At 47.9% G+C, this 20217-nt stretch carries 21 protein-coding genes; all 21 read left to right on the forward strand.

Going from position 1 to position 20217, the window contains the following annotated elements:
* Positions 1-42: 42 nt before the first annotated feature.
* Positions 43-2148 (forward strand): flagellar biosynthesis protein FlhA, encoded by a 2106-nt coding sequence (gene flhA, locus J4N45_RS11985; protein WP_252011583.1) that lies wholly within the window; start codon positions 43-45, stop codon positions 2146-2148.
* Positions 2149-2226: 78 nt separating this feature from the next.
* Positions 2227-3702 (forward strand): flagellar biosynthesis GTPase FlhF, encoded by a 1476-nt coding sequence (flhF, locus tag J4N45_RS11990; RefSeq protein ID WP_503056896.1) that lies wholly within the window; start codon positions 2227-2229, stop codon positions 3700-3702.
* A 12-nt stretch (positions 3703-3714) separates the two neighbouring features.
* On the forward strand, positions 3715-4602 hold the full coding sequence (locus tag J4N45_RS11995; protein WP_234496053.1) for a MinD/ParA family protein: 888 nt from the start codon (positions 3715-3717) through the stop codon (positions 4600-4602).
* Entirely contained in the window at positions 4595-5326 is a 732-nt protein-coding gene (locus J4N45_RS12000; protein WP_042478478.1) for an RNA polymerase sigma factor FliA, read from the forward strand. The genes J4N45_RS11995 and J4N45_RS12000 overlap by 8 nt, the downstream gene beginning before the upstream one ends.
* A gap of 45 nt (positions 5327-5371) precedes the next feature.
* On the forward strand, positions 5372-5740 hold the full coding sequence (gene cheY / locus J4N45_RS12005) for a chemotaxis response regulator CheY (RefSeq protein ID WP_006069980.1): 369 nt from the start codon (positions 5372-5374) through the stop codon (positions 5738-5740).
* Between the two features lie 31 nt (positions 5741-5771).
* The gene (locus J4N45_RS12010; RefSeq protein ID WP_042478481.1) at positions 5772-6488 is read left to right on the forward strand and encodes a protein phosphatase CheZ; all 717 of its coding nucleotides are present in this window, start codon (positions 5772-5774) and stop codon (positions 6486-6488) included.
* Positions 6489-6496: 8 nt separating this feature from the next.
* The gene (locus J4N45_RS12015) at positions 6497-8758 is read left to right on the forward strand and encodes a chemotaxis protein CheA (RefSeq protein ID WP_252011585.1); all 2262 of its coding nucleotides are present in this window, start codon (positions 6497-6499) and stop codon (positions 8756-8758) included.
* Positions 8759-8769: 11 nt separating this feature from the next.
* On the forward strand, positions 8770-9888 hold the full coding sequence (locus tag J4N45_RS12020) for a protein-glutamate methylesterase/protein-glutamine glutaminase (RefSeq protein WP_252011586.1): 1119 nt from the start codon (positions 8770-8772) through the stop codon (positions 9886-9888).
* A 1-nt stretch (position 9889) separates the two neighbouring features.
* Entirely contained in the window at positions 9890-10669 is a 780-nt protein-coding gene (locus J4N45_RS12025; RefSeq protein ID WP_234495438.1) for a ParA family protein, read from the forward strand.
* Positions 10659-11762, forward strand: coding sequence for a chemotaxis protein CheW (locus J4N45_RS12030; protein ID WP_252011587.1), 1104 nt, complete (start codon positions 10659-10661; stop codon positions 11760-11762). Before J4N45_RS12025 ends, J4N45_RS12030 begins: the two co-directional genes overlap by 11 nt.
* Before the next feature lie 70 nt (positions 11763-11832).
* Positions 11833-12327, forward strand: coding sequence for a chemotaxis protein CheW (locus tag J4N45_RS12035; protein WP_042478487.1), 495 nt, complete (start codon positions 11833-11835; stop codon positions 12325-12327).
* Positions 12327-12830: a DUF2802 domain-containing protein gene (locus tag J4N45_RS12040; RefSeq protein ID WP_252011588.1), complete on the forward strand. Its 504-nt coding sequence runs from the start codon at positions 12327-12329 to the stop codon at positions 12828-12830. Before J4N45_RS12035 ends, J4N45_RS12040 begins: the two co-directional genes overlap by 1 nt.
* A 288-nt stretch (positions 12831-13118) precedes the next feature.
* The gene (gene ccmA / locus J4N45_RS12045; RefSeq protein ID WP_042478490.1) at positions 13119-13736 is read left to right on the forward strand and encodes a cytochrome c biogenesis heme-transporting ATPase CcmA; all 618 of its coding nucleotides are present in this window, start codon (positions 13119-13121) and stop codon (positions 13734-13736) included.
* A gap of 6 nt (positions 13737-13742) precedes the next feature.
* Complete coding sequence (gene ccmB / locus J4N45_RS12050; protein ID WP_042478552.1) at positions 13743-14411, forward strand: heme exporter protein CcmB; 669 nt, start codon at positions 13743-13745, stop codon at positions 14409-14411.
* A 64-nt stretch (positions 14412-14475) separates the two neighbouring features.
* A complete protein-coding gene (locus J4N45_RS12055) occupies positions 14476-15225 on the forward strand; it encodes a heme ABC transporter permease (RefSeq protein WP_252011589.1) in 750 nt (249 codons plus the stop codon).
* Between the two features lie 5 nt (positions 15226-15230).
* Positions 15231-15437: a heme exporter protein CcmD gene (gene ccmD / locus J4N45_RS12060; protein ID WP_042478492.1), complete on the forward strand. Its 207-nt coding sequence runs from the start codon at positions 15231-15233 to the stop codon at positions 15435-15437.
* Positions 15434-15919, forward strand: coding sequence for a cytochrome c maturation protein CcmE (ccmE, locus tag J4N45_RS12065; RefSeq protein ID WP_042478494.1), 486 nt, complete (start codon positions 15434-15436; stop codon positions 15917-15919). Before ccmD ends, ccmE begins: the two co-directional genes overlap by 4 nt.
* Positions 15916-17877, forward strand: coding sequence for a heme lyase CcmF/NrfE family subunit (locus J4N45_RS12070; protein WP_252011590.1), 1962 nt, complete (start codon positions 15916-15918; stop codon positions 17875-17877). The genes ccmE and J4N45_RS12070 overlap by 4 nt, the downstream gene beginning before the upstream one ends.
* Positions 17877-18431 carry a DsbE family thiol:disulfide interchange protein gene (locus J4N45_RS12075; protein WP_234495443.1) on the forward strand — a complete coding sequence of 185 codons (555 nt, stop codon included), beginning with the start codon at positions 17877-17879 and terminating at the stop codon, positions 18429-18431. Before J4N45_RS12070 ends, J4N45_RS12075 begins: the two co-directional genes overlap by 1 nt.
* Positions 18428-18913 (forward strand): cytochrome c-type biogenesis protein, encoded by a 486-nt coding sequence (locus tag J4N45_RS12080; protein WP_252011591.1) that lies wholly within the window; start codon positions 18428-18430, stop codon positions 18911-18913. The genes J4N45_RS12075 and J4N45_RS12080 overlap by 4 nt, the downstream gene beginning before the upstream one ends.
* A complete protein-coding gene (gene ccmI, locus J4N45_RS12085; RefSeq protein ID WP_252011592.1) occupies positions 18913-20127 on the forward strand; it encodes a c-type cytochrome biogenesis protein CcmI in 1215 nt (404 codons plus the stop codon). Before J4N45_RS12080 ends, ccmI begins: the two co-directional genes overlap by 1 nt.
* Positions 20128-20217 lie beyond the last annotated feature (90 nt).

Below are 20217 nucleotides of genomic sequence, written 5' to 3' on the forward strand. Positions count from 1 at the left end.
CGTCTCGAAGGATTGACCGAGACCAGCAGTGATGTAGTAGTAATGAAATTGACGTTACCTTTTGCCGATAAGTTGCCGACAATTCCTCGTCGTGCCTTGCCTGCTATCGGCGCACCAGTCATGGTTCTTGCCGCGCTTGCGATGATCGTCTTGCCGATCCCAGCGATTCTACTTGACCTATTCTTTACCTTTAACATCGCGTTAGCGATGGTGGTACTGCTGGTGTCTGTCTACACACGTCGTCCACTCGACTTTGCTGCATTCCCGACGGTACTCCTTATCGCAACACTATTGCGTCTTGCGTTAAACGTGGCGTCTACTCGTGTCGTTTTACTCTACGGGCATGAGGGAGACAATGCGGCAGGTAACGTGATCGCAGCATTTGGTAACGTTGTGATTGGTGGCAATTATGCGGTCGGTCTGGTGGTGTTTATGATCTTGATGATCATTAACTTCATGGTCGTAACCAAAGGTGCGGGGCGTATTTCCGAAGTTAGTGCTCGCTTTACCCTAGACGCATTGCCGGGCAAACAAATGGCGATTGATGCCGATTTGAACGCCGGTTTGATTGACCAAGACCAAGCAAGGTTGCGCCGTTTTGAAGTAACCAAAGAAGCGGACTTCTACGGTTCTATGGATGGTGCTTCTAAGTTCGTAAAGGGCGATGCCATTGCCGGTATCCTAATCCTGTTCCTCAACATCGTGGGCGGATTAAGCATTGGTATGATGCAATACGGATTAGGCTTTTCTGAAGCGCTACAAATCTACACGCTATTGACCATTGGTGATGGTCTGGTTGCTCAAATTCCATCGCTACTGCTTTCTATCGCAGCAGCGATTATGGTAACCCGTCAAAATACTGACGAGGATATGGGGCAGCAGGTTGTATTCCAGCTCTTTGACAACCCTAAAGCGCTCACCATCACTGCAGGTATCCTATTTGTCATGGGTATTGTCCCTGGCATGCCACATTTCGCTTTCTTATTACTGGCTGCGCTTGCAGGAGGCGGTGCTTACTGGATGCACCGCAAGCAGAAAGTTAAAGAAGAAACCAAGAACTTACCGGCTGAAGCTGGCGGCAACAGTAATGACCCGGCTGCACCACCGAAAGAGTTATCTTGGGATGATGTACATCCTGTTGACGTAATTGGCTTAGAAGTTGGCTATCGGCTGATCCCGCTGGTCGACAAAGACCAAGGTGGCGAACTACTAGAGCGTGTTAAAGGCGTACGTAAGAAACTGTCTCAGGACTTTGGTTTCCTTATCCCAGCAGTCCATATTCGCGATAACCTTGAGCTTACGCCTAATTCCTACCGCATCACCTTGATGGGAGTTGCCGTGGGCGAGGCTGAGATACGTCCGGATCAAGAGCTAGCGATTAACCCTGGCCAAGTCTACGGTTTGATAGACGGGGAGCAAACCATTGACCCTGCATTCGGACTCGAGGCGGTATGGATTCAAGAAGCACAACGCGAGCACGCTCAAGCCCTCGGGTATACCGTAGTAGACTCATCAACTGTACTAGCGACACATTTAAGCCAATTGCTGACCAACAACGCTGCGCAGCTACTAGGACACGAAGAAGTCCAGAACCTTCTGGAAATGCTGGGACGCAGCGCTCCGAAGCTGGTGGAAGATTTTGTCCCAGAGCAGTTGCCATTGGGTACGGTTGTGAAAGTGCTGCAGAACTTGCTGCATGAGGCAATTCCGATCCGTGATGTGCGTACTATCGTCCAAACTTTGGCGGAATACTCAGGCAAGAGTCAAGAACCTGACGTATTAACGGCAGCGGTTCGAATTGCGCTGAAACGCTTGATTGTTCAGGAAATCAACGGCATAGAGCCAGAGCTTCCGGTGATTACTTTGATACCTGAATTGGAACAAATATTGCATCAAACAATGCAAGCATCTGGCGGTGAATCCGCTGGTATTGAACCTGGATTAGCCGAACGACTTCAAGCTTCGCTGACTCAAGCGACTCAAGAGCAAGAGCTAAAAGGAGAGGCAGCCGTGCTGCTAACATCAGGAGTGTTGCGTTCGACACTGGCTAAGTTTGTGAAAAACACCATTCCGAACTTGCGAGTCTTGTCTTACCAAGAAATACCTGATGAGAAACAGATTAGAATCGTACAGGCGGTGGGCAACTAACAACTAAGGTTGCCACTATAACGTTTGTACATTGAATGGATGTAACACTTGAAAATTAAACGATTTTTCGCCAGAGACATGAGGCAAGCTCTGCTCCAAGTTAAAGAAGAACTTGGCGCAGATGCGGTGATTATGTCGAACAAAAAAGTGGCGGGCGGCGTAGAAATCGTTGCTGCTATTGATGGTGATACTGCGCAGCCAGAACATCGTCAAATGGGCAGCAATGCATTGGCGGCGCCAAGTCGCACAGCTACGTCGGGTTATGGTCGCGATCTCAAAGAAGACGTGGTAAACCTGCAGCAGAAAAGTGCAGGCTCAACACCTTCGATGACCGATCGTTTTGCCAATATGCTGAAGAACTATCGTGGCAATGAACCCGCGGAGCAAGGCAAGCCTAAAGCAACCCCACCGGATTCACTTTCTGCGCTTTTGGAGCGTCAGTCTGAACGTGCTAAATCGGTGAGCGATGGTTATCAAAACAGCGATCGCTTGCAATACTCTCAGCAGAATAGAACCGAGCAGCCGTTTCGCGATCGCCAAGACAATGGACGCCCATCTTATCGCTCAGAAGAGTCTTACGTTGATAATGCGAGGGAGGTACGTCGCCCCTCTGGTCAGCGTGAAGGTAAGTTTGGCGAAGAGTTAGAAGCGATGAAAGAGGATATGTCCTCAATTCGTCGTTTGTTGGAGCACCAAGTCTCTGGGCTCATGTGGCAAGAAGTTGAACGCCGTGAGCCGCTCCGTGCCATGTTGATTAAGCGCCTCGAACGAATGGGTATTTCACCAGAGCTTTCAGATCAGCTGGCCTGCTATATTCCAGAGGACACACCGCCACAAAAGGCGTGGAAAGCACTGCTATCTCTGGTCTCTGACCAAATCGTTATTAGTAAGCAAGATATTTTGCGTCAAGGGGGCATCGTTGCTCTGCTTGGCCCGACTGGTGTGGGCAAAACCACGACAGTCGCTAAATTAGCGGCTCGTGCGGCAATGGAGTATGGCTCTGATAACGTCGCACTGGTCACTACCGACACCTATCGTATAGGTGCTCATGAGCAACTATCGATTTATGGACGAATTATGGGCTGCCCTGTAAGAGTGGCTAAAGATTCTGAAGAACTTGCCGATGTACTATATCAGTTGAGAAATCGACGTTTGGTTTTGATCGATACAGCCGGCATGGGACAGCGTGATGTCCGTCTTTCAGAACAGCTTGATACTCTTATGCAGGAAAGCGGCGAAATTATCCATAGTTATCTTGTTCTCCCAGCTACGGCTCAGAGACAGGTACTGCAAGAAACCTTGGATCATTTCAGACGTATACCGCTATCGGGTTGCATAATGACCAAGTTGGATGAGTCGCTCAGCCTAGGTGAGTTTATTAGCGTCGTTGTACAAAATGCATTGCCGGTTACCTACATCGCAAATGGTCAGCGTGTACCGGAAGACATAGTGATCGCGCAGCCAAAATATATGGTCGCGAAAGCCAACGAATTATTAGAGAAGTCGACAGAGAATGAACCTCACTTCTGGAACAGTGATATGGAGGGGGTTTAGATGCAAGCGAAAATGACAAATAACATGATACATGATCAGGCCAGTGGCCTTAGACGTTTGACTAAACCTACTTTGACTAAAGTCATTTCTGTCACTGGTGGTAAGGGCGGTGTTGGTAAATCCAATGTTACGCTTGGTCTCGCAATTTGTATGGCTCGCCAAGGTAAAAAAGTCATGGTACTTGATGCTGACCTTGGTCTTGCTAACGTTGACGTTATGCTCGGTATTCGACCGAAGAAAAACCTAGGCCATGTCCTAGCTGGAGAGTGTGAGCTTAAAGACGCCATTGTGGAAGGTCCTCATGGTATTAAGATCATCCCGGCAACCTCTGGTACTCAAAGCATGACTGAACTGAGTCATGCCCAGCACATGGGACTCATTCGCGCCTTTGGCAGCCTTGAAGAAGAGATGGACGTTCTGTTGGTTGATACCGCAGCGGGCATTTCTGACATGGTGGTGAGTTTTTCTCGCGCCGCGCAAGATGTTGTTGTGGTGGTGTGTGATGAACCAACGTCGATTACTGATGCCTATGCATTGATTAAACTCTTGAGCCGTGAGCACCAAGTTCAACGCTTTAAAGTCGTTGCAAACATGGTACGCAGCTATCGCGAAGGTCGAGAATTGTTTACAAAATTGACATTAGTCACAGAACGATTCTTGAATGTGAGTCTTGAGTTAGTCGCTTGCATTCCATTAGATGATAAAGTGCGACAAGCAGTGAAAAGACAGAAGATTGTGGTTGATGCATTCCCACGCTCTCCAGCGGCACTGGCACTAAGTTCATTGGCGAATAAAGCCCTGATGTGGCCGATTCCAAAAGTGCCGAGTGGTCACTTGGAATTCTTCGTCGAGAGACTTCTCAACAGAACAGAAGCACTAGAGGAACCGTTTGGTGAATAAAGCTTTGACCTATGACCAGCATGCCAATTTGAGTGGTCAGCAAGCTTTCTTGGAGAAATACTCAGTATTGGTGAAACGTATCGCTCACCATTTAATTGGGCGTTTGCCACCTAACGTGTTGGTTGAAGACCTAATTCAAGCTGGAATGATCGGCTTGATAGAGGCTCAAAAAAATTATGACGGTAGCAAAGGTGCAAGCTTTGAGACCTATGCCGGCATTCGCATCCGAGGTGCAATGCTGGATGATATTCGTCGCGGCGACTGGGTACCTCGTTCGGTACACAAACACAGTCGTGATATTTCGCAGGCTATTTCGGCGTTAGAAGTAGAACTCAATCGAGACCCTACTGATGTAGAAGTAGCCAACCATTTGGGAATGGGGTTAGCTCAATACCACAAAGCACTTGCAGACATTAACTGCTCTAGACTGGTTGGTATTGAAGACCTTGGCGTTTCTGAAGACTCTGTATCTGTAGCAGATGAAGAGGACAATTCGCCATTTCAGGGTGTCGCAGATGATGCGTTCCGCGAAGCGTTAATAGAATCAATAAAATCGCTCCCAGAGCGTGAAGCATTAACGTTATCCCTGTATTATGACGAAGAGTTAAATTTGAAGGAGATAGGTGAAGTTTTGGGCGTCAGCGAATCGCGCGTTAGCCAAATTCTGAGTCAATCTATGCAGCGTCTTCGAACCAAGCTTAGCGCTTGGACAGATAATAATTAATAAACACTGATCTTGCTTTCAGTGGAGGCAATTTTGAATAAAAACATGAAAATCTTGATTGTTGACGATTTTTCAACAATGCGACGTATCGTCAAAAACCTATTGCGCGACTTGGGCTTTAGCAACACGCTGGAAGCCGATGATGGTTTGACGGCACTACCTATGCTCAAGAAAGGCGATTTTGACTTTGTAGTAACTGACTGGAACATGCCAGGTATGCAAGGTATCGACCTTCTGCGCCATATTCGTGCGGATGAAGAGCTCAAGCACCTTCCAGTGCTGATGATCACTGCTGAAGCAAAGCGTGAGCAGATCATCGAAGCAGCGCAAGCTGGTGTAAACGGTTATATCGTTAAGCCATTTACCGCTGCAACATTAAAAGAAAAACTAGATAAAATTTTTGAGCGTTTATAAGACGCCATAAATAGCAGACGGCTATATCAGAATGATTTCATTGGAACAAGCTAAGCAGCTTGTTGACTTGTTGGAACAAGACAAGCAGCAGGAAGCAAATGAGCTAGTCATGATGATCCAAGGTGGCAGCGAGAGTAAAGTGCTGCAAGAGGTCGGTGCGTTAACACGAGACCTCCATGATGCTTTAACGGAATTTAGCTACGACACGCGTCTTAACGAGATTGCGAACGACGAAATCCCAGAAGCACGTGACCGCCTTGAGTATGTCATCAACAAAACCGAAGTATCAGCGAATACCACTATGGATGCGGTAGAACGCTGTTTGCCTATGGCAGACAGCCTGCATGAGTGCCTTACTCAAGTGCGCCCACAGTGGAATGAGTTGATGCATGGCAGGCTCGAGCTACAGCAATTTAAAGACCTGTGTCATCGCATTGATGACTTGCTAAGTCAGGTGGAAGGCGACAGTACCGAACTGCGCACTCAGCTCACCAATATCCTTATGGCACAGGACTTTCAAGACCTTACTGGACAAATCATTCGTCGCGTTATCACCTTGGTAAGCGAAGTGGAAACGAGACTTGTGGAAATCTTGAAAGTGTTCAGTGACGAACAACAACCAACAACTACAAAACCAAAGCAAACGATCTCTGGCGTTGAAGGACCAATCATCAATCCTCATGAGCGTGATGATGCCGTTGCTTCGCAAGATGAAGTGGATGACTTACTCTCCAGTCTTGGGTTTTAGGGGTGACTATGAGCTACGAATTAGATGAAGAGATCCTTCAGGACTTCCTTGTGGAAGCGGGTGAAATTCTAGAGCTGCTTTCAGAGCAACTTGTTGAGCTTGAGAACAATCCAGAAGACAAAGAACTCTTAAATGCAATATTTAGAGGTTTCCACACGGTTAAAGGTGGCGCAGGTTTCCTAGCGTTAACTGAACTTGTAGACACCTGTCACGGTGCAGAAAACGTCTTTGACATTCTGCGTAATGGCCAGCGCTCAGTCAATGCGAGCTTGATGGACACCATGCTTAAAGCGTTGGACACGGTTAACCACCAGTTCCAATCCGTTCAAAACATGGAATCCATAGAACCGGCTGACCCTGCTTTGTTGGATGAACTGCATCGCCTTAGCAGTCCTGAGTCAGCAGATGAGTCTGTACCAGTAGCCGCTGCGCCAACACCACCTCCAGTTGTAGATATTCCAGAGCCTGTAGCTGAAGCACCAGCGCCAGTATTAGAAACACCTGCGACAACGTCAGAAGTGTCCGCCGGTGGTTCTATCGACGATATTACCCAAGATGAGTTTGAGCGTCTGTTAGATGAGTTGCACGGTAAGGGCGGTAGTCCAACTAAAGCCAGTTCAGCTCCAAAAATGACAGTCGTAGAGACGCCTGCAACCACAGCAAGCGATTTGGCTTCATCTGATATCACTGATGACGAATTCGAAAAACTGCTTGATGAGCTTCATGGCGTGGGCAAAGGGCCGTCTGCAGGTGATGTTCAACCTGCACCTGTGGCTCCAGCTGAACCTGTGAAACCAGCGGCAAGCGCAGCACCTTCTGTCAATGAAGGTGGTGACTTGATGACGGATGAAGAGTTCGAAAAGCTGCTTGATGAGCTGCATGGTGTAGGCAAAGGTCCTTCTCCTGATGAGCTAGAGGCAGCAACCAAGCCAGTATCAATGAACGCGGCGCCAGCGCCAGTTGAGCCAGCACCCGTTGTTGAGGCTCCTGTTCCAGCACCTGCGGCGGCTCCAGCGGCACCGCTAGCAAACAGCGAAAAATCGCTACCTGCTGAGAAAAAAGCCACTGCTGTCGCGCCGAAAAAACCGCAAGCAGAAGCCAGCGTGCGTGTTGATACCTCGACGCTTGATACCATTATGAACATGGTCGGTGAACTTGTATTGGTTCGTAACCGTTTGGTTAGCTTAGGTTTAAACAGCAATGACGAAGAAATGTCCAAGGCCGTTTCTAATCTAGATGTGGTCACTGCTGACCTTCAGGGTGCGGTAATGAAAACCCGCATGCAGCCAATCAAGAAAGTCTTCGGTCGTTTCCCGCGCGTGGTTCGTGACTTGGCGCGCAGCCTGAATAAAGACATCGTGCTAGAAATGCAGGGTGAAGATACCGATCTTGATAAAAACCTCGTTGAAGCGCTAGCGGATCCATTGATTCACTTGGTGCGCAACTCGGTCGACCACGGTATCGAGATGCCTGACGCTCGTGAAGAGTCAGGTAAGTCTCGCACGGGTAAGATCACTCTGTCTGCTTCTCAAGAAGGTGACCATATCGAGCTCGCTATCATTGATGATGGTGGTGGTATGGACCCAGATAAGCTTCGCGGCATTGCCGTGAAGCGTGGCATGATGGATGAAGATGCCGCTTCACGTCTTACAGATAAAGAGTGTTTCAACCTCATCTTTATGCCTGGCTTCTCAAGTAAAGAGAAGATCTCGGATATTTCCGGTCGTGGTGTAGGTATGGATGTGGTCAAAACGGCGATCAACACCTTGAATGGCTCGATTGATATTGATTCAGAGCTGGATAAAGGCACTAAGATCACTATCAAGGTACCGCTGACGCTAGCGATTCTGCCGACATTGATGGTTGGCGTAGGTAAGAACCCATTCGCATTGCCGCTTGCGAGCGTGAATGAGATCTTCCATCTTGATCTGAGCCGTACCAATGTGGTTGATGGTCAGTTAACGATTATTGTTCGAGATAAATCCATTCCGCTGTTCTATCTGCAAGATTGGCTCGCACCTCACACGGCTCGAGCGCAGCAGCGTACTGGTCATGGACACGTAGTGATCGTTCAGATTGGCAGCCAACGTGTTGGCTTTGTGGTCGATACCTTGATTGGTCAAGAAGAGGTGGTTATCAAACCTCTGGATAGTTTGTTGCAAGGTACGCCAGGTATGGCGGGCGCAACTATCACCAGTGATGGTCATATTGCTTTGATTCTTGACGTGCCTGACTTACTTAAGCAGTACGCAGCAGCATCGCGTATCTGATAAGGAAGGTTATGTCGTTAAAAGTTTTAGTTGTCGATGACTCGAGCTTCTTCCGTCGCCGAGTCAGTGACATTATCAATGCGGCGCCACGTCTGGAAGTGATTGATGTGGCGGTCAACGGTAAAGAAGCGGTCGAAAAAGCGTTGGCACTAAAGCCTGATGTGATCACTATGGATATTGAGATGCCCGTTATGGATGGCATCTCAGCGGTCCGTGAGATCATGAGTGCTCAGCCAACACCTATCTTGATGTTCTCTTCGCTAACGCATGAAGGCGCAAAGGCGACTCTTGATGCGTTAGAGGCTGGTGCATTAGATTTTCTACCGAAGAAATTTGAAGACATCGCTCGTAATAAAGACGAAGCGGTGAACTTGTTGCAACAGCGAGTTCAGCAGATCGCAAGTCGTCGTGCGTTAATGAGACGTACGGCTGTTCGTCGCCCAGTTACACCAACGGCGGCGCGCGTATCAACGACACGTGCGACGGAATCTGCTCCTTCGGTTGGTAGACCAGCTATCGCAGCACCTGCATCTCGATTTAGAAGTAGTGGCAAGAGCTACCAGCTAACCGCAATTGGTACCTCAACCGGTGGTCCAGTTGCGCTACAGAAGATACTGACTAAGCTGCCATCGAACTACCCACATCCTATTCTGCTGATTCAGCATATGCCAGCGACGTTTACCGCCGCTTTTGCAGCGCGCTTGAACTCACTGTGTCAAATCACGGTGAAAGAAGCGGCCGACGGCGATGTGCTCCAGCCTGGCGTTGCCTATTTGGCGCCTGGTGGCATGCAGATGATGCTGGAGGGGCGTGCGGGAAGTGCGAAGATCCGCATCTTGGACGGTGGCGAGCGCATGAATTACAAACCATGTGTCGACGTGACATTTGGCTCTGCAGCAAAAATCTACCAAGACAAGGTGCTTTCAATGGTGCTGACCGGTATGGGTGCAGATGGTCGCGAAGGTGCTCGGATGCTTAAGAGTGCAGGCTCCACTGTTTGGGCTCAAGATGAAGAATCTTGCGTGGTTTATGGTATGCCGCAAGCGGTAGCCAAAGCCGGTATCTCAACTGAAGATTTGCCGCTAGACCGAATTGCTGAGCGCATTTTGGTCGAGCTAAAGAGACAGTAATATGATCGTATGGAGCGTTGCTAACCAAAAAGGGGGCGTGGGTAAAACCACGACCACAGTGACATTAGCGGGATTGCTGAGTCAAAAAGGGCACCGTGTTCTTCTGATCGATACCGACCCTCATGCTTCACTTACCACATATCTTGGGATGGATTCAGATCAGCTGTCGCACAGCTTGTTCGATCTGTTTCAGCTAAAGGAGTTTAGTGATAGCCGAGTGAAGCCGCTCATCCACAATACCCATATCGATAATATCGATATCATGCCAGCGCATATGTCGCTGGCGACGCTTGATCGCGTAATGGGCAACCGCAGTGGAATGGGGCTTATCTTAAAGCGTGCTTTGATGGCTATTCGTGACGAATACGATTATGTCCTTATCGATTGTCCACCGATTCTTGGTGTGATGATGGTCAATGCGCTAGCGGCAAGTGACCGAATCCTCATTCCTGTTCAGACTGAGTTTTTGGCGATGAAAGGCCTTGAGCGCATGGTTCGTACTTTGGCGATTATGCAGAAGTCACGTCAGCGTCCGTTCAAGGTGACGATTGTGCCAACCATGTATGATAAGCGCACGCGTGCATCTTTGCAGACCTTGACTCAGTTGAAACACGATTACCCATCTCAGGTATGGAGTTCGGCGGTGCCGATTGATACTAAGTTTCGTGATGCGAGCTTAAAGCATATGCCGGCTTCTCATTTTGCAGCTGGCAGTCGCGGTGTGTTTGCATACAAACAACTACTGATTTACTTGGAGAGGCTCGCGCAAGATGAAAGCTGATACTGCGCCACTCTCAAGTGAACAAGCGCTGGATGATTATTTTTCTGCACTGCTTGGTCTCGAGCAAGACGAAGAACTCATGGTTGACTTTGGTGAACCATTGCAGGAAATCTCTGTAAAGCCAGAGCCAGAGCCAGAGCCAGAGCCAGAGCCAGAGCCAGAGCCAGAGCCAGAGCCAGAGCCAGAGCCAGAGCCAGAGCCAGAGCCAGAGCCAGAGCCATATCAGCCGAGCATGCAGGCGGCAACTCAACGTGTCACGGTCAATGATTATGACCGGGCGTTTGACGAGTTTGCTGAAGAACCCGATCTGAAAAATCTCGAAAAGCTGTTTAGTGGCTTGCAGCAGCAAGTCGATATCGAAGTCGATACCGAAATCGAAGTAAAAACAGAGGTTCAACCAGAAATCGTTGTACCTGAAGTGGAAGTGCCCGTTGAAGAAGAAATTCAGAGCTGGGACGTCACGAGTATTGAGTCAGAGCATCCTGTAAGTGAAATAGAAACCGCTGCGGAGTCGTTCGAACCAGTACAGATTTCAATGGATGCTCAAGAGCTGGAGCAAGCTGCCGATAGTATTGAAGCAACCGCAAGTTATTTAGACTCTAGCAATGGTGGTGGGGCCGAGGTTGTTTGGCAAAACGGCGAACGTACTGAAGGATTTCAGGTTCTCTACTTTGATGTGAACGGCATGACGTTTGCTGTCCCCCTAGATGAACTAGGTGGGATACATCAAATTGCAGAACTCAGTCACCTAATTGGTCGCCCAGCTTGGTATCTCGGCCTGCAGTCCAGCCGTGAGAATAAGCTCGATGTCGTCGACACCGCAATGTGGGTAATGTCTGATGTGTTACAAGATGATAGCCACAAAGAAGACTACCAATACATTGTGATGTTGGGCGAGAGCAACTGGGGACTTGCAGCCACAGAACTAAAGGGTACCGAACAGCTGGCGCCTGAAGCGGTTCGCTGGCGTGAGAAAGCAGGTAAGCGTCCTTGGCTTGCTGGCATGGTTAAACAGCAAATGTGTGCGCTGGTTCATGTGTCTGAACTAATAGATATGCTTAATGCTGGTTTAGATGTTAAATCAGTACAGTAATTAACAATATTGATGCTAAACACCCGATGCTCATGATGTCGGTGTTGAAGATGAAATTGAGAGGAAGACTATGTCTCAAACGATGGATGTTGAACTAAGAAAAGAACAATCGAACGATGAAGTTCTTCAATGGGTGACTTTTCAACTAGAAGAGGAAACTTACGGCATCAACGTAATGCAGGTACGTGAAGTTCTGCGTTACACCGAAATTGCACCCGTACCAGGTGCTCCAGATTATGTACTGGGTATTATCAACCTGCGTGGTAACGTGGTTACTGTTATTGATACCCGTTCACGCTTCGGTCTTATGCAGGGCGAAATCACTGACAACACTCGCATCATCGTGATTGAATCAGAGCGCCAAGTGATTGGTATCTTGGTTGATAGCGTTGCAGAAGTCGTTTACCTACGCTCTTCAGAAATCGACACGACACCAAGTGTGGGCACTGATGAAAGTGCCAAGTTTATCCAGGGTGTTAGCAACCGTGATGGCAAACTTCTTATCCTTGTTGACCTAAATAAACTACTCTCTGAAGATGAGTGGGATGAGATGGCTTACCTATAATGCTTGATGCTGTGTCTTTGACGTCACCTCTTCTTTGGGGAGGGGTGGCGGTTGTCGTTGTCCTTTTCGTTTGGTTGGTGAAAGTGCATCGTGGGTTAAACATGCACAAGATACGCGCACGTCAGCAAAAGCGTGCACTCGAGAAAGAAGTGGAGAAGTGCAACAAGCAACTGCTTGAAGTACGTTCCGTTTTGGTTGGCCTTGGACAGAAGGTCTCTGAGCAAGAAGAGATCATCGTTCATCTAACCGAGCGCATCATCGAACTAGAAAATGTCGACAATGACGGCCGCCTTTATACTCGTGCCAATAAAATGGTTCGTTTGGGTGCCGATATCAACGAGCTTATTGAAGAGTGTGAACTGCCAAAAGCGGAAGCTGAATTGATGCTCTCTTTGCAAAAGAAAATCGCAGGTAAGGAGAAGGTTCCGCCTCTCCATAAAGACCGAACTCAACCTCAGCGTCGACCTGCGTCGCAATATTCTCCTCAAAAACGATCTCGCTAACTTTACAGGGCATTAATGAATTATTGATGTCCTGTACATATCAAAATAACAGTCGTAACAATCTTTTACGCTTTCTAATTCGCCCAACGAATGCAGTTTGGTATTCTATGTCGCATCGAAATGTGAAGGATTATGTCAGCATGTACCACTTTATGGTTAGATATTTCAGTTAAAGAACAGTAATTTATTGTTTCTTACTAAGTTTCGTGAAGCGTATTTGATCATAATCGTTTCACGCTAGGGTAGCTATGGTAAGATGGACGCCCAGTCGAACCAGTGTTTAATTGAATGTTAGAAGTAACAAATTTAACCGCGATTCGTGATGAGCGCGTACTCTTCGAGAATTTATCATTTTCGTTACAATCCGGTGATCTCGTACAGATTGAAGGTCGCAATGGAACAGGCAAAACGACGCTGATGCGTATCGTTGCCGGACTGGGTGATAAAGAAGAAGGGGAGATCAAGTGGAATGGTGAAACCATCGAATCGAATCGAGAAGATTTTCACCATGCACTGTTATTTCTCGGACATCAAACTGGTGTTAAGCGCGATCTTACTGCTCTAGAAAATCTTAGGTTCTACCAATCTATCCATGCTCCTCACACTACCGATGAACAAATTTTTGCCGCGCTAACTCAAGTAGGTTTAGCGGGCCGTGAAGATGTACCGGTTGCTCAGCTGTCTGCAGGCCAGCAACGACGCGTTGCCTTGGCGCGCCTTTGGTTAAGCGAACAGATGCTATGGATCCTTGATGAGCCGCTCACTGCGATTGATAAGCAAGGCGTCAAAGTGCTGGAGAACTTGTTCTTAGAGCACGCTAACAAAGGTGGGATTGTGTTACTGACGACTCACCAAGATATGTTTAGCGATAACCCTAAACTAAGAAAAATTGTGTTAGGAGTGTGATCGATGATGCTTAATTCCATGATGAAAATCATCCGTCGTGAACTATTGATCGCATTTCGTCGCCAAGCGGATATTTTTAATCCACTTTGGTTCTTTATTATCGTTATCACGCTGTTTCCATTGAGCATTGGTCCAGAGCCAAATTTGCTTGCTCGTATTTCAGCGGGCATCGTCTGGGTAGCGGCATTGCTTTCGGCGCTGTTATCGTTGGAGCGTCTATTTAAAGACGACTTTCAAGACGGTTCACTTGAGCAGATGATGCTGATGCCAATACCGCTTCAGCTTGTGGTGATGGCAAAAATCATAGCGCATTGGCTACTGACTGGTTTGCCACTGATTATTATTAGCCCGCTGTTGGCTATCTTGCTGTCGCTGGATAGCAATACATGGATTGCGGTTGTACTGACCCTGTTGGTCGGTACACCTACGTTAAGTTTTATTGGTGCGATTGGTGTCGCGCTAACGGTGGGGTTACAAAAAGGCGGCGTACTACTGAGTTTGCTTGTTCTGCCGCTCTATATCCCAATTCTAATATTTGCTACTTCTGCTATTGATGCTGCTTCCTTGGGGGTTGCGTATAATGGTCAGTTAGCTTTATTGGCTGCGATGCTTGCGGGTGCAATGACTCTAACCCCGTTTGCCATCAGCGCAGCCCTAAGAGTCAGCGTAAACTAAAACAATAGCGCTAATATCATTGCCAACGCAATGTGAAGAATGTCGTCAAAGAGTGAGAAACACTATGTGGAAATGGCTTCATCCCTATGCCAAACCCGAAACCACTTACAACCTGTGTGGCACGCTACTTCCGTGGTTTGCTACGCTTGCATTAGCCTGTCTATCGATTGGTACTGTGTGGGGGCTAGCTTATGCGCCTGCCGATTACCAACAAGGTGATAGTTTCAGAATCATCTACATACACGTGCCATCTGCCATTTGGTCGATGGGTGTTTACATGTCGATGGCCATCGCTGCTTTAGTTGGCTTGGTGTGGCAAGTGAAGCTTTCAAGTATGGCCGCATTGGCTATGGCTCCGATCGGTGCAGTGTTCACCTTTATCGCTCTTTTAACTGGTGCCGTATGGGGTAAACCTATGTGGGGCGCATGGTGGGTATGGGATGCTCGTCTGACTTCAGAATTGATCTTGCTATTCCTTTACCTTGGCGTTATCGCGCTTTACCACGCATTCGATGACCAAAAAACGGCAGCCAAGGCGGCCGGCATTCTAGCCATTGTTGGTGTTATCAACCTGCCAATCATTCACTTCTCAGTAGAGTGGTGGAACACGCTTCACCAAGGCGCGACCATCACTAAGTTTGCGAAGCCTTCTATCTCAAATGACATGTTGTGGCCACTTCTGCTCAACATTTTTGGTTTCGCATTTTTCTTCGGTGCTCTGACGCTCATTCGTCTGCGTAACGAAATTATTAGTAAAGAAGGCCACAGGCCTTGGGTGATTGCGTTAGCAACGCGATCGAATCAGAAGGGGTAATCACTATGCATTTTGAATCCTTGAGTGACTTTTTCGCGATGGGTGGTTACGCCTCCTATGTTTGGAGCGCGTTTGGCATCACCTTTTTAGCAATGATTATTCTTCTGGTGACCAGCGTGTCACGTGGTAAAAAACTTCTTAAAGACGTACAAGCCAAGGTTGATCGTCAAGCTCGTATCGACGCGGCTAAGAATATGGAGAACACACTATGACCCCAAGACGTAAGAAAAGGCTCGGCATCATTTTGGCCATTTTCATTGGTATCAGCGCCACTGTGGGTTTGATTCTCTATGCACTTAATCAAAATATGGACTTGTTTTATACGCCAACGGAGTTAGTAAACGGTAAGAAGAACGGCGAAAAGCCTGAGATCGGTCAGCGTTTGCGTATTGGCGGCATGGTTGTCGAAGGCTCGGTCAGCCGCGATTCAGAGTCACTTCGCGTGAGCTTTGATCTTGCGGATGTCGGTCCTAAAGTGACAGTGGTCTACAATGGCATCCTGCCTGATTTGTTCCGTGAGGGACAAGGTATCGTGGCTCAGGGTGTTCTCGTTGAACCAACCAAAATCGAGGCATTCGAAGTACTTGCTAAGCACGACGAAGAATACATGCCACCTGAAATTGCTGAAGCGATGAAGAAAACACATGAACCGCTTCAGTACTCTGCAGAACAAAAACAAGGAAGCGGTCAATGATTGCTGAAATTGGTCACTTTGCGCTGATACTCTCACTGAGTTTATCAGTGCTTCTGAGTATTTTGCCGCTCTTTGGCGCGTCACGAAATAATACAATGTTGATGAACACAGCAAGACCTTTGTCTTGGGGTATGTTCATCATGTTATTGATCTCATTTCTTATTTTGGAATGGGCGTTTTATGTCAACGACTTTACTATCCAGTACGTCGCAAACAACTCGAATACCCAACTGCCTTGGTACTATCGCTTAACTGCGGTATGGGGTGCGCACGAAGGGTCACTGCTGTTATGGGTATTGATCCAAGCTGCATGGACTGTTGCGGTTGCGATGTTCAGTCGCGGTATGCCTCAAGAATCTGTGGCTCGCGTTCTCGCAGTCATGGGCATGATCACGGTCGGCTTCTTGCTGTTCATCATCGTAACTTCTAACCCATTCTTGCGGACACTGCCCTTCTTCCCTGTCGATGGCCGTGACCTTAACCCACTATTGCAAGACCCGGGCTTAATCATTCACCCGCCGATGCTTTATATGGGTTACGTAGGTTTCTCTGTTGCCTTCTCTTTCGCGATAGCATCACTGATGTCAGGTCGTCTGGATACGGCATGGGCACGCTGGTCTCGTCCTTGGACTACGGCGGCGTGGGTTTTCCTTACGCTAGGTATCGCACTAGGCTCTTGGTGGGCATACTACGAACTTGGCTGGGGTGGCTGGTGGTTCTGGGATCCAGTAGAAAATGCATCGTTTATGCCTTGGCTCGCAGGTACCGCTCTGATGCACTCGCTTGCGGTAACTGAGAAGCGCGGAACATTCAAAGCGTGGACAGTACTATTAGCAATCTCAGCATTCTCACTAAGTTTGCTCGGTACCTTCTTAGTCCGTTCAGGTATTTTGGTATCAGTGCACGCGTTTGCCTCTGACCCATCACGCGGTATGTTTATCTTAGGCTTCCTCGTGTTTGTTATCGGTGGCTCGCTACTATTGTTTGCACTAAAAGGTGCGTCAGTACGTGCCCGCGGCAACTTTGACCTTCTATCTCGTGAGAACGCGTTACTTGGTAACAACGTTCTCCTTATGGCAGCACTCGTGGTTGTTCTGGTTGGTACCTTGTTGCCGCTAGTTCACAAGCAAATCGGTTTGGGCTCTGTCTCTATCGGTGCACCATTCTTCGATATGCTATTTGCGTGGTTGATGATTCCATTCTCTTTCCTACTAGGTATTGGTCCTCTGATCCGTTGGAAGCGAGACAAGCTATCGACGCTTGCTAAGCCAATGCTGATCTCGGGCATTATCTCAGTGGCGTTCTCTGCGCTAATGATGGTGGTGCTTGCGGAGTACTTTACTGGAATGGCGTTCCTAGGTTGGTTGATGGCATCTTGGATCATCACGATGCACGGCTTTGAACTATACCAACGTGCTACGCACCGTCATACCTTTGCTGAAGGTGTGAAGAAGCTACCGCGCAGTCACTGGGCAATGATCTTTGGTCACTTAGGTCTAGCGGTAAGCATCATTGGTATTGCCATGGTTCAGATTTACAGCATCGAGCGCGATGTTCGTCTAGCGCCAGGTGAACACTACCAAGTCTACGACTATGACTTCTATTTCAAAGGCGTACGTGACAAAGACGGTCCGAACTACGATGGTTACATTGCCGACTTTGAAATAACGAAAGATGGTAAGTACATCAATACACTACACGCAGAAAAACGCTTCTATCGCACTGCTAAGTCTATGATGACAGAAGCAGCGATTGATCGCGGCGTGACTCGAGACCTTTACATTGCAATGGGTGAGCGCCTGGACGATGGTAAATCGTGGGCAGTTCGTATCTACCATAAACCATTTGTACGTTGGATCTGGCTTGGTGCGATTCTGATGTCGATTGGTGGTGGTCTAGCTATCAGCGATAAACGTTACCGTTTCAGGAAAGGTAGCAAAGCAGAGGGAGAGGCGTAATGAATAAGAAGATTCTATTTATCCCGTTGGTTGCGTTTCTCATTCTAGTCACTGTGTTCGCTATCCAGCTTGGTCGCAACCAAGCTGGTGACGACCCAACTAAGCTAGAGTCTGTATTGGTCGGCAAAGAAGTCCCTGAGTTTCACTTAGAGGACCTTGCAGAGCCGGGCAAAATATACGATCAAGCGATTTTCAAGGGTGAACCGCTACTGCTCAACGTATGGGCGACATGGTGTCCAACATGTTACGCCGAGCACCAGTATCTAAACGAACTGGCTGCTGATGGTGTGAAGATCATCGGTCTTAATTATAAAGATGAGCGCAACAAAGCGGTACAGTGGCTAAACGAGCTTGGTAACCCTTATCTAATCAGCCTGTTTGATGGTAATGGCATGTTAGGTTTGGACCTTGGTGTGTATGGTGCGCCTGAGACCTTCCTTATTGATGCTAACGGTGTGATTCGCTACCGCCATGTAGGTGATGTGAATGCACGAAACTGGACTGAGAAGCTTCAGCCTATGTATCAACAGATGCTAGAGGAGGCGACACAATGAAAAAGTGGCTAATCGCACTGGCATCAAGCTTGATGTTGGCGTTTTCTGTAAACGCGACGATTGAGATCCATGAGTTTGACAACTTAGAGCAAGAGAACCAATTCAAAGAGCTGAGTCATACGCTTCGCTGTCCGAAGTGTCAGAACAACACCATTGGCGATTCTAACGCAGAGCTTGCGCAGGACCTTCGCCAAAAAGTGTATGAGATGACTAAAGAGGGCAAATCTAAAGACGAGATCGTCGATTACATGATTGCTCGCTATGGTAACTTCGTTACTTACAATCCACCACTTACGCTGGCGACCTCTATTCTGTGGCTTGGTCCGCTGTTTGTGATTGTACTTGGTTTCGGTCTAATCATTGTCCGTAGTCGCAACAACCGCGCGAAAAAAGTGGTTGAGGCAGAAACGTGGAGTGATGAAAAAGAAGCCAAACTTAAAGCTTTGCTCGAAGAAGAAAAAGAGACTGGAGATAAGCAGTAATGACACTATTTTGGATATCCACAGTCGGATTGGTCATTGTCGCTGTCGTGTTGTTGGCGATGACGCTTAACAGTAAGAAAGTGAACAAAGACGAGCAGCTTCGTGATGAGCTCAATAAAGCGTTCTACAAGGACCGTTTAACAGAGCTGGAAGAAGAAGCCAATGAAGGTTTGGTAGAGAACCAAGAGGACCTGATTGATGACCTAAAACAATCACTCCTTGATGATATTCCACATCAGGACAAGGTAGAAAAAACCTCACTGTCTCCAATGACCGTATTGATCCCGTCAGTTGCTCTGATTGTGGTGATGACATACGGCATGTATATGCATTTTGGTGGTGCGTCTAAGGTGAAAGACTGGCAAGAAGTGTCAGGTCGTCTACCTGAGCTGTCTAAAAAGTTGATGGCAGGATCGGCTGAACCAATGACTGAAGACGAAATGCAAGATTTGACGCTAGCACTTCGTACCCGTCTTCACTATCAGAGCAACGACTCTACAGGTTGGTTGCTACTGGGTCGAATCGCACTAGCTAATCGTGATGTCACCACAGCGACAGATGCGATGGAAAACGCCTATCGCCTTGAGCCTGAAGACGCTGATGTGAAGCTTGGCTACGCGCAGGCGCTGATGATGTCTCAAGATGAGATGGACCAGAACCGTGCACGTGGATTGCTAAACAGTCTACTTAAGTCTGAGTACGTTGACCTTCGAGTGCTATCACTACTGGCGTTTGATGCGTTTGAGCGTCAAGACTATCCAGCCGCGGTGCGTTACTGGTCTGTGATGCAGCGAATGATCGGTCCTGAAGATAGCCGCTATGAGATGCTAACTCGCAGTATTGAAAATGCACAAGCTAAGATGGGTGAGCCTATCGTTCAAGGTAAGTCAGTTGCGGTGAATATCAGCGTATCGCCAAATGCACGTCTACCACAGGATGCGGCCTTAATCGTCTCTGTGCATCCGGCAGATGGTTCGCCAATGCCTGTCGCTGCAGCTCGATACCCACTCGGTACTTTCCCACGTACTGTTGTCCTCGATGACAACAACAGCATGATGGAAGGACGTAAGCTTTCAAGCCTTGAAGGTTTGATTGTTCGAGCACGTGTTGATAGCGACGGTAACGTAGCGACTCGCGATGGCGACTGGTATGGTGAGAGTCAACCAGCCGAGCTTGGCGACACAGTAGAGTTGGTTATTGACCAACAATACTAATCAAAACCTGAAGGCATGCGATTAATTTAAATGTAGCCAACTTGTTGCTTTAGCTAGCTTGACTGCGCGCATGCCGCTATACTCATCCAT

The sequence above is a fragment of the Vibrio sp. SCSIO 43140 genome (assembly GCF_023716585.1).
Taxonomy (GTDB): domain Bacteria; phylum Pseudomonadota; class Gammaproteobacteria; order Enterobacterales; family Vibrionaceae; genus Vibrio; species Vibrio maritimus_B.

Coding starts and splice junctions, on each gene's coding strand:
- flhA (WP_252011583.1), top strand. CDS start 43: ATGAAATTGACGTTACCTTTTGCCGATAAGTTGCCGACAATTCCTCGT.
- flhF (WP_503056896.1), top strand. CDS start 2,227: ATGAGGCAAGCTCTGCTCCAAGTTAAAGAAGAACTTGGCGCAGATGCG.
- J4N45_RS11995 (WP_234496053.1), top strand. CDS start 3,715: ATGACAAATAACATGATACATGATCAGGCCAGTGGCCTTAGACGTTTG.
- cheY (WP_006069980.1), top strand. CDS start 5,372: ATGAAAATCTTGATTGTTGACGATTTTTCAACAATGCGACGTATCGTC.
- J4N45_RS12010 (WP_042478481.1), top strand. CDS start 5,772: ATGATTTCATTGGAACAAGCTAAGCAGCTTGTTGACTTGTTGGAACAA.
- J4N45_RS12015 (WP_252011585.1), top strand. CDS start 6,497: ATGAGCTACGAATTAGATGAAGAGATCCTTCAGGACTTCCTTGTGGAA.
- J4N45_RS12020 (WP_252011586.1), top strand. CDS start 8,770: ATGTCGTTAAAAGTTTTAGTTGTCGATGACTCGAGCTTCTTCCGTCGC.
- J4N45_RS12025 (WP_234495438.1), top strand. CDS start 9,890: ATGATCGTATGGAGCGTTGCTAACCAAAAAGGGGGCGTGGGTAAAACC.
- J4N45_RS12030 (WP_252011587.1), top strand. CDS start 10,659: ATGAAAGCTGATACTGCGCCACTCTCAAGTGAACAAGCGCTGGATGAT.
- J4N45_RS12035 (WP_042478487.1), top strand. CDS start 11,833: ATGTCTCAAACGATGGATGTTGAACTAAGAAAAGAACAATCGAACGAT.
- J4N45_RS12040 (WP_252011588.1), top strand. CDS start 12,327: ATGCTTGATGCTGTGTCTTTGACGTCACCTCTTCTTTGGGGAGGGGTG.
- ccmA (WP_042478490.1), top strand. CDS start 13,119: ATGTTAGAAGTAACAAATTTAACCGCGATTCGTGATGAGCGCGTACTC.
- ccmB (WP_042478552.1), top strand. CDS start 13,743: ATGCTTAATTCCATGATGAAAATCATCCGTCGTGAACTATTGATCGCA.
- J4N45_RS12055 (WP_252011589.1), top strand. CDS start 14,476: ATGTGGAAATGGCTTCATCCCTATGCCAAACCCGAAACCACTTACAAC.
- ccmD (WP_042478492.1), top strand. CDS start 15,231: ATGCATTTTGAATCCTTGAGTGACTTTTTCGCGATGGGTGGTTACGCC.
- ccmE (WP_042478494.1), top strand. CDS start 15,434: ATGACCCCAAGACGTAAGAAAAGGCTCGGCATCATTTTGGCCATTTTC.
- J4N45_RS12070 (WP_252011590.1), top strand. CDS start 15,916: ATGATTGCTGAAATTGGTCACTTTGCGCTGATACTCTCACTGAGTTTA.
- J4N45_RS12075 (WP_234495443.1), top strand. CDS start 17,877: ATGAATAAGAAGATTCTATTTATCCCGTTGGTTGCGTTTCTCATTCTA.
- J4N45_RS12080 (WP_252011591.1), top strand. CDS start 18,428: ATGAAAAAGTGGCTAATCGCACTGGCATCAAGCTTGATGTTGGCGTTT.
- ccmI (WP_252011592.1), top strand. CDS start 18,913: ATGACACTATTTTGGATATCCACAGTCGGATTGGTCATTGTCGCTGTC.